The 12,705-nt window shown below is 69.6% G+C and carries 9 protein-coding genes; 6 read left to right on the top strand and 3 right to left on the bottom strand.

Annotation, left to right across the window (positions count from 1 at the left end; translation table 11 throughout):
• The first annotated feature begins 140 nt into the window (after window positions 1-140).
• Together fxlM and RM590_RS03405 are read left to right on the top strand one after the other, a co-directional pair.
• Complete coding sequence (gene fxlM, locus RM590_RS03410; protein ID WP_394813768.1) at window positions 141-1,916, top strand: methyltransferase, FxLD system; 1,776 nt, start codon at window positions 141-143, stop codon at window positions 1,914-1,916.
• A 101-nt stretch (window positions 1,917-2,017) separates the two neighbouring features.
• Window positions 2,018-3,109, top strand: a complete 1,092-nt coding sequence (locus RM590_RS03405) for a hypothetical protein (RefSeq protein WP_311702808.1) — start codon at window positions 2,018-2,020, stop codon at window positions 3,107-3,109.
• Window positions 3,110-3,278: 169 nt separating this feature from the next.
• Here RM590_RS03405 and RM590_RS03400 read toward each other — a convergent pair whose 3' ends face one another.
• Entirely contained in the window at window positions 3,279-3,800 is a 522-nt protein-coding gene (locus RM590_RS03400; RefSeq protein ID WP_311702807.1) for an AAA family ATPase, read from the bottom strand.
• Window positions 3,801-3,908: 108 nt separating this feature from the next.
• Between RM590_RS03400 and RM590_RS03395 the strand changes: the two genes are divergently transcribed.
• The 3 genes from RM590_RS03395 (at window position 3,909) to RM590_RS03385 (ending at window position 6,907) form a co-directional block, all read left to right on the top strand.
• Window positions 3,909-4,421 (top strand): DinB family protein, encoded by a 513-nt coding sequence (locus tag RM590_RS03395; protein ID WP_311702806.1) that lies wholly within the window; start codon window positions 3,909-3,911, stop codon window positions 4,419-4,421.
• 112 nt (window positions 4,422-4,533) lie between these two features.
• Window positions 4,534-4,746: a hypothetical protein gene (locus tag RM590_RS03390; protein WP_311702805.1), complete on the top strand. Its 213-nt coding sequence runs from the start codon at window positions 4,534-4,536 to the stop codon at window positions 4,744-4,746.
• A 124-nt stretch (window positions 4,747-4,870) separates the two neighbouring features.
• A complete protein-coding gene (locus RM590_RS03385) occupies window positions 4,871-6,907 on the top strand; it encodes a serine/threonine-protein kinase (protein WP_311702804.1) in 2,037 nt (678 codons plus the stop codon).
• A gap of 74 nt (window positions 6,908-6,981) precedes the next feature.
• On the opposite strand, the gene RM590_RS03380 is transcribed toward RM590_RS03385, so the two are convergent.
• Window positions 6,982-7,755, bottom strand: coding sequence for an SCO2400 family protein (locus RM590_RS03380; RefSeq protein ID WP_311702803.1), 774 nt, complete (start codon window positions 7,753-7,755; stop codon window positions 6,982-6,984).
• Window positions 7,756-7,904: 149 nt separating this feature from the next.
• Window positions 7,905-10,580, bottom strand: coding sequence for a glycoside hydrolase family 48 protein (locus RM590_RS03375; protein ID WP_311702802.1), 2,676 nt, complete (start codon window positions 10,578-10,580; stop codon window positions 7,905-7,907).
• Window positions 10,581-10,939: 359 nt separating this feature from the next.
• On the opposite strand from RM590_RS03375, the gene RM590_RS03370 reads away from it, so the two are divergent.
• Entirely contained in the window at window positions 10,940-12,679 is a 1,740-nt protein-coding gene (locus tag RM590_RS03370) for a glycoside hydrolase family 6 protein (RefSeq protein WP_311702801.1), read from the top strand.
• The last annotated feature ends 26 nt before the right edge of the window (window positions 12,680-12,705 follow it).

Raw genomic sequence — 12,705 nt, 5'->3', positions numbered from 1 at the left:
TCAACCGCCGCCCCGTCCCGCCATCGATCCCCCACCAGACATGGATCAACAACCCCGCCAAGCGACACCAAATCGAACAACAGAGTTCATAGCATCACATTCGTTTCATTTGACTTGACAGGCACCGCGCCGCCCACGACTTGTTCCATGAGGACAGCCACCACCTGCTCACCTACCAGCCTGGCCCGGGGCATCTGGGCCGTCGGGAGACCGCCGTTCTCCTGATGAGCGCGATGATGCGGGCGGCTGATCTGGACTGGTTCGAGCAGGGCGACGTCTGGGCGAAGGTCGCCGAACTCCGCCCGACCACGAGCGAACCGCTCACTCCGGAGAAGGCCACTGCTCAGGCCCCGGCCATGCGCAAGCTGATGACCAGCGACGCCCACAGCCTGTGCCGGCCGAACGGCCCGCTCGACGGGCACACCGAGTGGGTGAGCGCTTTCGAGCGAACGGGAGCCACGCTCGCCCACCTCGCCAGGAGCAATGGCCTGACCCGTGGTCTGCGAGCCGTCATCACCCACCATGTGATCTTCCACGCCAACCGCGCAGGTCTCCTCCGAGACGAGCAGCACGCCATCTCCCACATCGCACGAGAGGTAGTTATGGGATCGAGAGACAACACCGCGTCACCCACTGATGCCACGGCCGAGGCCGATAGCGTCAGTGTCGTGAACGCCAACGTGATCGCTACCCCGAAGGCCGACGCCGAACGGCTCCGCAACGCCCTGGTCAACAAGATCCGCGATTCCGGGTACGCCCGCACACCCGCTGTCGAGACCGCGCTGCGCACCGTGCCCCGCCACCTGTTCGTGCCCGACGCGCCGCTCGAAGCCGCCTACGCGAACGCGATCGTGGACATCAAATATGACACCGACGGCACGTCGATCTCCTGCGCCTCCCAGCCCAGCATCGTTGCCCTCATGCTGGACCAGTTGGAGGCCCGGCCCGGCGAACGCATTCTCGAACTCGGCGCCGGCACCGGCTACAACGCCGCCCTGCTCGCCTACCTGGTCGGCGAGGCCGGTCACGTCACCACCATCGACGTTGACGAAGACCTCGTGGACGGCGCCCGCGCCCACCTCGCCGCAGCGGGGTTCACCAACGTCGATGCCCTTACCCGCGACGGAGCTGTCGGCCACTCCGAGGGCGCGCCGTACGACCGGATCATCGCCACCGTCGGCGCACACGGTGTCCCGCACGCCTGGATGCGGCAACTCGCCTCTGGCGGACGGCTCGTGGTTCCTCAGCGACTCACGGGCAGCGTGTCCCGCTCGATTGCCTACGAGCAGCGCGAAGGCCGCTGGACGAGCGTCAGCAGCAAGATGAACACCTTCATGCCGCTCAGGAGGGGCATCGCCGACGACGGTCGGCGCATCATTCCGCTCAGCAGGAACAGCACCGTGCGGCTCCAAGCGGCCGCCGGGCAGCACGTCAACGCCGGAGCCCTGGCCGGAGTGCTGGAGCAGCCGCGCACCGAAGAGTGGACCGGCACGATGTTCCGCGCCATGGAAAGCCCTGAATGGATGGAGCTGTTCGTCTCCTGCTCCCTGCCCTCCGGCCTGATCCGGATGCTGTTCTCCAAGGAAGTCAAGGGCACCGTCCTCACGGAGGACCCCTACCCTTCTTCCACCGCGGCCGTCGACAAGGGCGCCATCACTTACCTCGCCCGCCGGCTGTCGGAGAAGAAGACGCCCGAGGGCGGGAAGCTCTGGGAATTCGGCGTCATCGGCCACGGGCCCGGCAGCGATGAGCTGGCCGCGAAGGTCGCCGACGTGATCCGCACCTGGGACCGCGAGTTCCGAGGACGCGAGGCCACGTTCGAGATCCAGCCGCTGGGCGCTCCCCCGATCGAGCAGCGGCCCGGCCTCTTCGCCATCGACACACTGCTGAACCGCATCGTCGTCGACTGGCGGTGAGCCTGTCCGCGTGTCGGAGGGTGGTTCCCGCTGGCTGTGCGCCGCACCCGGTGGGAACCGCCGGTTCGTCTCCCTACCCGCACGATCGCCCGGGAGGGCACATGGACCAGCACGGCTCGACAGCGAAGCGTTTCCCGCTCATCGCCCGATTCCGCCCGGCTTGTCTGCCACTGCCCGACCGTGTGCGGGGCCTGGTCGACCTGGCCAGCAAGGCGGCGAGCAAGAGTGACCAGGGCCTGGCCTCCGCCGTCTACAACCAATCCGCGCTGATCGCTTCGGATCTGGGGCTCCCGGAACTCGCTCGCAGGATGTGCCATCAGCACGCCGCCGCCTACTTGCGCTCCTGCCCCTTGCCCGCCATAAGCGCCATCCGCGGCTTGGAGCCCGTCGTCAATCTCGCCCGACTGCACATCCGGGCCGGCCGTACCGACGACGCCCGCCAACGGCTCCTGGATCTATACGAGGCGGTTGGTGCGGGTGACGCCGCTGTTTTTGAAGGCATCGCCGTGCCGGCCAGCCTCACCGCGACGATCGAGGATCGCCAGGAGGTGCGCGCGTGGCTGTGGCGGGTGCTCCTCGCCGATGGCACCCGGACTCTCACCACCACGGGACGCTGGGACGAAGCTCTGGCCCACATCGAGAAGCACCGAGGGGTGGGCAAGCGGATGCTGGACGGTCGCCAAGTCGCCGTTCTCGCCGCCCTCACCGCGGGAGACACCGAACGCGCCGCCGAACTCCTCGCCGGTACGGTCGCCGGGGATCCGTGGGAACAGAACGTCACTGCCTGCCTGACCGTGTTGTGCCGCCGCGAAGCCGGTCAACCGGTCGACAACCACCTTTCATATCTGGTGGACACCTATCTCCGCCGCGAAGCAGAGCCTGGCTTCACCGTCTTCGACATCCGCCTCGGCCTCACGGTTCTCGACGCCGTTGGCTCGGCCGAGCATCCTGCAGCCCCCCGCCTCGCCGAGCACTTGGCCCACCGGACCGCCGAAGCCCGGGACGGCTACGCGGCCCGCGAGATGCTCGGCCATTCGCTGGCCGTCACACTCGCCACGGACCGGCAGACAACGGACTGCAAGGAACTGGTCTGGGCCTGTGCCCTCGGAGCAGGATCGGTCCCAGACGCGCTGCACAGCGATCTCTTAGCCGCGCTGCGCACCAGCGACGCCGTGATCAGGCACTCATTGTGACCAGCGAGGTTGTGCAGGCGGCGGATGTCCTCCAGGGCATCGATGACGGCGCCGGACCGAATGTGCGGACCGCAGCGCTTGATGGGCTCGTTGGGAGCTCTGCTGAAGGGATCGCCCTCGATCTGAGGGTGCCCCGCACGCCGGGCAACACGTTACGGCCGATCAAGCCTCACCCCTTGACTGCCTCCACGATCCGCTGGGCGGCCTGGGCGGGCGTGAGGTGTGTGGTGTCGACGACCTCGGCCTCGGCGTGCAGCCACGTGCGGGCCGCCTCGGCGTAGGGCTCGAGGTATTTGAGACGGAATGGGGAGGGGCCGAGAACCGTGTCCCCCAGGATGCGTCCGCGGAGGGTGTCCTGGTCGGCGTGGAGAACGAAGTGCCTTACGGGGATGTCGTATTGGGCCAGGCCCGTGCTGATCTCGCGCCAGTACTGCTCGACCAGGACGGTCATGGGCACCACCAGGGTGCCGCCGGCGTAGTCGAGAACGCGGCGGGCGGTCTCGACGACGAGCGGGCGCCATGGCGGCCAGTGCTGGAAGTTGTCCGTCTCCGGCAGACCGGGCTTGATGTCCATGAGCGTCTCGCCGACCTTCTCGGCATCGAACACCCGTGAGTCCGGCAGGAGTGACTGCACCAGCGCGCTGGTCGTGGTCTTGCCGGCGCCGTGGGTGCCGTTGAGCCATACGATCATGGGCGCGACGCTAGCCGTGTGGGAGCCGCGGGCCGGTGGCCGTCATGTCACAGAACGGTCACAGCGGAGGGCCCGGGCCCTGTCGGCGCCGCCTGCTACCGTCCGCGCATGGTCAGACATGTGCCCTTCACCGGCAGTGAGAAGGAGTGCCTGCGCGCCGCCCTCGACCGGCATCGGGATGTGGTGCTGTGGAAGCTGGAGGGCCTCGACGACGAGCAGGCGCGGCGGGTCGTGACGCCGTTGGGGAACAGCCTGTTGGGGCTGGTCAAGCACCTGGGCGGTGCCGAACTGGGCTGGTTCTGCCTCACCTTCGGGCGCGAGACCGGGCCGCTGCCGTTCGATCCCGCCGTGGGGGACGGCTCCGACCTGCGGGTGGGGGCGGGGGAGTCCGTTCAGGACGTCGTGGACTTCTACGTCCGGGCCCGGGGCACGGCCGATCGTGCCATCGACGCGTTGGATCTCGACGACCTCGGTACCGCATTCGCCTTCTTCGGCGGGGCCACCGTGTCGTTGCGCTGGGCGCTCGTCCACATGCTGGAGGAGACCGTCCGGCACGCGGGGCACATGGACATCGTGCGGGAGCTCGTCGACGGGGCCACCGGGGATCATCGCGGGGACTGATTCTCGCGGAAAGAGGCCGAAGAACTGCGATCCGTGCCGATCGGGCGGCCGGAGGGGGTACGTTCTGATGGCCCGGAAGTAAGGACGCGCGCACCTCTTGTGATGGATCGGGATGGCTGAACCAGTAGACCCAGACAACGACTGCCCGGGGCCGCACCGGCAGTGCCAGGCGTGCACGGGGCAACGGGTGGAGTTCCGCGAGACGTTGTACGTGCCCGCGTCCGGGCGGGGGGTCGGCGTGGCCGCCCCGCACAACTGCTGGCACTGCAAGGGCCGCGGCTACTACTGCGCCGCACTTCACCGCTGCACCCCGCCGCACGAGTAGGCGGCCCTGGCCAGGTACTGATGGACGACGGCACGTACAGCGAGATGCCGGCCGCCTGGCGCAACGGCCAGGCGGCCCCGGAGCGGGCGCCCGTCAACGCGGGCAGCCGAATGGGGCATTGAGGATGACAGTCGAGGCGCTGAACCCGGAAGAGGACCCGACCGCCGTCGGTCCGTACCGGCTGCTGGGACGGCTGGGCGAGGGCGGCATGGGGCAGGTCTTCCTGGGCCGTTCGCACAGCGGACAGCTGGTGGCGGTCAAGGCCGTGCACGGAGTGCTGGCGCGGGACCCCGATTTCCGGCGGCGATTCCGCACGGAGGTCCGGGCGGCACGGCGGGTCGGCGGGATGTGGACGGCTCCCGTGCTGGACAGCGACACCGAAGCGGCCCTGCCCTGGATCGCCACGGAATACGTGGCCGGGGCACCGCTGCGGGAGGTGGTGAACTCGCTCCACGGGCCGTTGCCGGAGCACTCGGTGTGGGCGCTGGCGCTCGGCCTGTCGCACGCGCTGATGGAGGTCCACGGCAGCGGGGTGATACACCGCGATCTGAAGCCGTCGAACGTGATGGTGACACTGGAGGGCCCGAAGGTCATCGACTTCGGCATCGCACGGGCCGTGGACGCCAGCATGGTGACGCGGACCGGGGCGATGATCGGCACCCCCGGCTATATGCCGCCGGAGCAGATCCGGGGCGAGGAACTGACGGGCGCGGCCGACGTCTTCGCGATGGGCGCGGTGCTGGCCTACGCGGCCACCGGCTCCGCCCCGTTCTCAGGGGACCAAGTGCACACCGTGCTCTACCGGTCGATGCACGAGGCCCCCGAACTCGGCCCGGAGAACGGGCGGTTGAGCGGCGAGTTGCGGGCGCTGGTGAGCAGTTGCCTGGCGAAGCGCCCCGGTGAACGGCCGGGGTCGGCGGAGATCGCGCCGCTGGCGGAGGAGCGCGCGGGCGCCGAGTTCTGGCTGCCGCCGGGGCTGACGGAGCGGCTGGTGCGGGACACGGAGGCGCTGCGGGCGTTCGAAGGGTCCCCGGCGTGGGGCCCGCCGGCGCCCGCCTCCACCTCGTCGAACGCGCCGCCCGGGCCCGCTGTGCGCGGCGATCAGACCACGTATTTCTCCGGGGAGTTTCGGCCGCCGCCACCACCCCGGCCATCCACCGCCCCCGTTCACTCACCGGGATCGACGGGATCCCCGGGATCGACGGGATCGACCGGATCGACGCGGCGCCGGAATGGCTACCTCCTGGGCGCCGGGGCCGGAGCGGCGGCGCTCGCGGCGACCGTCGCGCTGGTCCTGTCGAACTCGGGCGGCGGCGAGGAGACCCCGGAGGCCGACGACCCCGGCGGCAGCACGGCACCAGAGGTGAACGGCGAGGGCGGGGCGGCGCCGCTGGCCGATCTCGTCCCGCAGTCCGTGCTGGACGCGGGCGGGATCACCGTGCACATCTCGTCCGAGGCGGAGCCGGTCCTCTTCGAGAACGACGACGACGGCACCCCGGCCGGCTTCGAGGTGGACCTGGCCCGGGAGATGGGGGAGCGGCTCGGCGTGGAGATCACCTTCTCGATGACCGACGAGCGGGAAGCCGCCGCCGAGGCGGCCGTCGAGCTGGGCGAACACGCCGCGGCGCACATCGCGATGGCCAACTTCCCGGACAACTCCGAGGAGCGCGACAGGCTGGGCGTGGACTTCGTCAATCACTTCGGCGACGGCTGGGCCGTGCTGAGCGACGACCAGCAGTTCACCGGCGACATGACCGAGCTCTGCGGCCTGACGGTCACCACCTACACCGGGCCACTGGAGGGCCAGTTGCGCGACGAGACCGCGAGCTGCGCCGATCCGGTCGAGATCAGGCCCTTCGCCACCCGCGACGAGATGGCGGAGGCGATCCGGACGGGTGAGGCCGACGCGGCGATGCTGCTCTACTCCGTGGCGGCGTACTACGCCGCCGAGCACCCGGACATCGGGCTGTACGCCGCCTTCGACCACGGGAAGCGGGGCACCCGGGGGATCGCGGTCCCGCGCGGACAGGACGAGCTGCTCGACGCCGTCCGCGCGGCCCTCGGCGCGCTGCTGGAGGACGGCACCTACCAGGAGTTGCTGGAGCGGTGGCACATCCCCGAGGTGGCCATCGACCACGTATCTGTCAACGGGGGCGGCTGACCGGCCCGTTGGGCCCGGCCGGCCCCGGCTCCGCGTTCACCCCGGCAGGGCCGCCGCCGGGGTGAACGACGGGCTCAGTCGCACCAGAAGAGGAAGCAGTCCTCGTCCTCCTCCGTGGGGCTCGGGGACGGCGAGTCCTCCGGCTCCGACGGGGAGGTGGAGGGCGAGGCGTCGCCCGGCTCGCTGGGGGAGGGGGCCGTCGGACCGCTCGTGGTCTCCAGCGAGCCGTCCTCCTCCACCGGCGGCGGGGGCTCCTCCGTCTCGGCGTCCTCGGACGGCTCGGCGGTCTCCTCCGAGGGGCTGGCGGACTCGGACGTCGGCAGCGCCACCGGGGTGTCGGAGGGCTCCTCCGACTCCTCGGCCGCGCTGGACTCCGCCGCGGAGGGCGAACCCGCGGCGTCCGGGTCCGGGTCGTTTCCGGAGGAGTCGGAGGCGGGCATCACGACTTCGCCGACCTCGGCCACCGCCACGCCCAGCACGACCACGCCGAGCAGCGCCGCCGCCAGATAACGCCGGCCGGTGCGGCGCGACGCCGCGTGCCGCTTGGCCGCCCGGCCGCCGCCCGGCGGCGGCGCGGCGGGCAGCGGCGCGGTCAGGCCGTCGTCGTGGCCGTCGTCGAGGTCCTCGTCCGCTGCCCGCGCCCGGGCCCGTTCGCGTTCGCGGGCCTCCCGGGGATGGGGCGGTGCCGGGTCCGTGCCGAACTCGTCGTCCCGCGGGGGACCCTCGGGCGCCGGCGCCGGGGGCCGGATGCGGTCCGGACCTGCCTGGCCGAAGGAGGTGATTTCCCCGCAACCAGGGCATATCAATGCGCCGTTGAGGTGCCTACGGCAGGTGGTGCAGTAGTCCACGGCTCTCTCGATTCTTGCGATGGACCGGTGGGGGTTTCGCACACCATAGCGGCGGCCTCAGGTGCCCATGCCAATGCCCCGGAGCGGCGAGCGCTCCGGGGCACTGGGTTACGTCCCCTTCTGTTCCTGTTGCCAGGAACAGAACTCTCCTAGACCTCGAAGAGGTTGGAGTAGGTGGCCATGGCGATGGCGATGTCCGCCTGCGCCCAGAAGCGGTGGTACTCCATCACGGGGACCGGGCCCCCGTTCAGGTAGTCCTCCACCTGGCCCCAGTTGGGGTCGTCGTGGTAGAAGGTGCGGATCGACTCGAAGGTCGCGCCCGGCTCGATCACGTCGCCGTTGGGCATCGTGCCGCTCCAGCCCGGCGGGATGTAGATCTCGTCGTCGAACCGCTCGAAGTGGGCCTGCGGCTCCGGCACGGAGATGCCCTTCGAGTCGCTGTTCGCCCACAGGGCGTCCAGCAGACCGGCGGCGGCCTCCTGCGCGGCGGTGTTCCCGCTGGCCGCGGCGTAGTAGGACAGGGTGTTGGCCAGCGAACCGGTCACACCGACGTCCTGCGAGTGCGCCGTCACCTCGACGTGCAGCTCCGAGTTGTCACCCGGGTTGCTCGCGTTCCAGGTGTCCGGAGCACCGGACCACCGCAGCGTCGCCGGGACCGCGTAGTCCCCGTTCGTGCCGATGGTGACCTCGCTCAGAACCCACTCGACCCACTTGTCGAGGATCGTGCCGGCCCGCGAGTCGTTGGTGGCGTAGTAGTACTCGGCGAGCCGCTGCATCGACCAGGTCTGCATGCCGAACCACTGGTTCGACGGCGGGTCGTGGTAGACGGGCTTCTCGTCGTAGAACATGCCGTAGAACGTCGGGGTGCCGGCCGGCGGGGTGCCGTAGTGGCCCTCCCAACTGTTCGTCGCGCCACCGGCGATGCCGCCCTCGGCGGACTGCAGCCACTGGTAGAACTCGAGCTGACGGTCCAGGCTGGTCGCCCAGTCGTCATCGGCCGTCGGGGAGTTGGGCACCAGAGCGGCGTCCTCGCTCAGCGCGTACGCGGCCATCGGGTTCTGGTAGCCGAAGTGCGCGTAGGAGGAGCCGATCCGCCAGGCCCAGCCCGCGGAGGTGTCCAGCGCGCCGCCCCAGGCGTAGTACCAGTTCAGCAGGTAGTGCGCGCTGTTCTTGCCGGTGCCCGCCGGGCAGGCGGAGGCGCCGACGCAGTTGCCGATCCGCTTGAAGTACTTGTCGTACATGGCGTAGCGGAGGTAGTCGCCCATCCGCGAGGCCTTGTCGACCGTACCGGCGATCGCCGAGGCGTTGCCCTGCTCGGTGGCCCACTGGTTGGCCCAGTAGGCGGCCTGAATGGCGCGGGCGTCGGCGTCGGGGGCGTTGGTGTAACGCCACTGCTCGGCGTACGAGGCGTCCCCGGTGAACAGGTCCAGGTAGCCGTTCGGGCCGCCGTAGGTGAAGTCCTCACAGGACGGCTGCGGAACGGTCTCCCACACCGACTCCTGCGGACCCCGCTGGAAGGTGTTGATGAACGTCGGCTCGCCGGACGTGCCACCGCACGCGTCGCCGTAGCCGTAGATGTCATCCACGTCCTGCAGCCAGTGCATGCCGTAGATGTTGTCCGTGTTGTACGTCGACGACAGCTCGTTGGCCAGCGGGTCGTCACCGACCGGGATGCTGTTGTCGAGCTCGGCCGGGTAGTCACCCGGGTTCGTCGACTCCGGCGCGTAGGTGGCGGGCGAGGACGGGTCGTAGAAGCTGTTGGTGGGCTGCTCGTCCGCCTCGGGGATCATGTATTCCTCCATGACCTCCCAAGCGGCGTTGAACGGACCCCAGTCCTCGGTGATCCGGCCGTACTGGGCCTCCAGCCAGATCAGGTACGAGTACGCCTCCGACGTCGTCTCGTGCCCGTAGTCGGGCGCCTCGACGATCAGCGTCTCCACCGAGTGGTAGGGGACGCCCTCGGGCGAGAAGTACCCGTTGGCCGGGTTCTTGATCTGCTCGTACAGCGAGAGGAAGCGCTCCTCGTTCTCGCCGTCGCCGGTGCCGCCGCCGAGCTGGGTCACCGTGAAGGTGGCCGGCTCGTGGCCGGGGGCCGAGGCCGTGAAGACCGCGGAGCCGCTGCCGGTGGTGCCCGCCGCGATGGTGACCGACTGGGTGATGTTCCAGTTGGTCGGCGTGAACGTCCGGGTGGCCGGGCCCGAGATCGCCAGGTCGCTGTTGCCGCTGGTGCGGGCGACGCTGACCGTGACGTTCGAGGTGGGCTGGGCGTTCAGGCGCAGGCCGACGGTCCCGCTCGCGCCCCGCTGAAGCGCGAGGGACGTGGGGGCGGCGACGATGGCCGGGTCCTCGACGGGCTCCTCACCGCACACCGACCCGTTGACGGAGAAGGTGGTGGGCGCGGTGTTGGTGCCCGAGTAGGTGAAGTTGGCGCCTGCGCTGGTCGAACCACCGGCGGGAATGGTCGCGTTGAAGCTCTCATTGACCACGGTGACGGTCTGTCCCGACTGGGACCAGCGGCCGTTCCAGCCCTGGGCGAGGCGCTGGTTGCCGGAGTAGCTGTAGGTGAGGGTCCAGCCGTTGAGCGCGGCGGTGCCCTCGTTGTGAATGGTGACGTTGGCGGTGAAGCCCGAGCCCCAGTCGTTGGCGCTGTAGTCGACGCTGCACGCCGGATCGGCGGCCTGGGCGCTGTTGCTCAGCCCGGCGGTCAGGGAGAGCGGGAGTGCGAGTGCGATCAGCGCGGCGACACGCCCCCGGCGGACGACGCGTCTGCGTCTGGTTCCTGACGGGGGCGAGGTGCCGGCTGGTGCTCTTTTGCGAAGACGCATGTGGGCGGTCCCTCCTTGCGGCTCGTGTAGGGGGTGAGGAGCGCTGCGTTTCGTGGTCGCGAGTGAAGGGGCCAGTGGGAGCGCTCCCAAGGATGTGACTAAGGCGCGTACGCGTCAAGACCTTTGACGCGAGGTCACGCAGAACCCGTGACTACCTTGGCCTGACTGCGTTGTCTGGTCGCTTTGCCGACACATTTCTTGAACAGAACCCTGGCGGAGAGCGGCTCTTGGCGTTACCTTCCCTTCAACCAGTGGGAGCGCTTCCAAGAGAGTTCGGACGTCAGGACGGGCGTCGTTCCGGTCGCAACGGCCGTCCCGTCGTGCAGGGCGTCGACTCGGCAACCACCGAAAGGACTCACATGAGCCGCACCAACCCCCCACCGAGACGCAGGCGTCGCGCGCTGCTCACGGCCGGGGTCCTCGCAGCCACGGCGCTGGGCACCGGCGGGCTGATGCAGGGCCAGGCCGCGGCGGCCGCGTTCGCCTGTGAGGTCGACTACTCCGTCAACGACTGGGGTTCCGGCTTCACGGCGAACGTGTCGATCACCAACACGGGCGACGCCGCGACGAACGGCTGGACGCTCACCTACAACTACGCCGGCAACCAGCGTCTCTCGCAGGGCTGGAACGCCGTGTGGTCGCAGTCCGGACAGACCGTCACCGTCGAGGACACCGGCTGGAACGCCGCGATCGCGCCGAACGCGACGGTGTCCGCCGGCGCCAACTTCACCTACTCGGGCACGAACGCCGCGCCGACCGCCTTCTCGGTCAACGGCGTCGCCTGTGGTGACGAGGACCCCGGCGGCCCGGACCCGGACCCGGATCCGGACCCGCCCGGCGACCGCGTTGACAACCCGTACGCGAACGCTGGCGTCTATGTGAACCCGGACTGGTCCGCCCACGCCGCGGCCGAGCCCGGCGGCGACGCCATCGCCAACGAGCCCACCGCCGTCTGGCTGGACCGCCGCGCCGCGATCACCGGTGGCTCCGCGGGCAACAGCACGGGTCTGCGCGAGCACCTCGACAACGCGCTGGTCCAGGCGCAGGACCACGAGAACTTCGTGTTCCAGGTCGTGGTGTACAACCTGCCCGGCCGCGACTGCGCCGCGCTCGCCTCCAACGGTGAGCTGGCCGCGGACGACATCGACACCTACAAGAACGAGTTCATCGACCCGATCGCGGAGATCCTCAGCGACCCGGCCTACGCCGACCTGCGGATCGTCACGATCGTCGAGATCGACTCGCTGCCCAACCTCATCACCAACGTCTCGCCGCGGGAGACCGCCACCGAGAACTGCGACACGATGCTGGCGAACGGCAACTACCAGGAGGGCATCGCCTACGCCCTCCAGGAGCTGGGCGCCATCCCGAACGTCTACAACTACGTGGACGCCGGCCACTACGGCTGGATCGGCTGGGACGACAACTTCGGCGCCTCCGCCGAGCTGTTCCACGATGTCGCCGTCCAGAGCGGCAGCGTGGACAACGTCCACGGCTTCATCGTCAACACGGCCAACTACGGCCCGACGACCGAGCCGTACTACTCCATCAACGACTCGGTGGGCGGCGTGTCCGTGCGCCAGTCGGACTGGGTGGACTGGAACCGCTACGTGGACAACCAGTCCTTCGCCCAGGGCTTCCGTCAGGAGCTGATCAGCCAGGGCTTCGACTCCGGCATCGGCATGCTGATCGACACCTCCCGCAACGGTTGGGGCGGTCCCGACCGGCCCACCGGCCCGGGGCCGATGACCGACGTGAACGCCTACGTCGAGGGCAGCCGTCTCGACGGCCGCTTCCAGGCTGGCAACTGGTGCAACCAGTCCGGCGCGGGTCTCGGCGAGCGTCCGCAGGCCTCGCCAGCCACGGGTATCGACGCCTACGCGTGGATCAAGCCCCCGGGTGAGTCGGACGGCTCCAGCGAGCTGATCGACAACGACGAGGGCAAGGGCTTCGACCGGATGTGCGACCCCACCTACGAGGGGAATCCGCGCAACAACTTCAACATGTCCGGCGCGCTGCCGAACGCCCCGCTCTCCGGCCACTGGTTCTCCGCTCAGTTCCAGGAGCTCCTGGCCAACGCCTACCCGCCCGTCAACTGACGTTCGGCACCAGGCGGTAAGTACCG

This window comes from Streptomyces litchfieldiae, from assembly GCF_031845365.1.
Lineage (GTDB): Bacteria > Actinomycetota > Actinomycetes > Streptomycetales > Streptomycetaceae > Streptomyces > Streptomyces litchfieldiae.
This window is presented reverse-complemented; position numbering and strand designations above follow the sequence as displayed.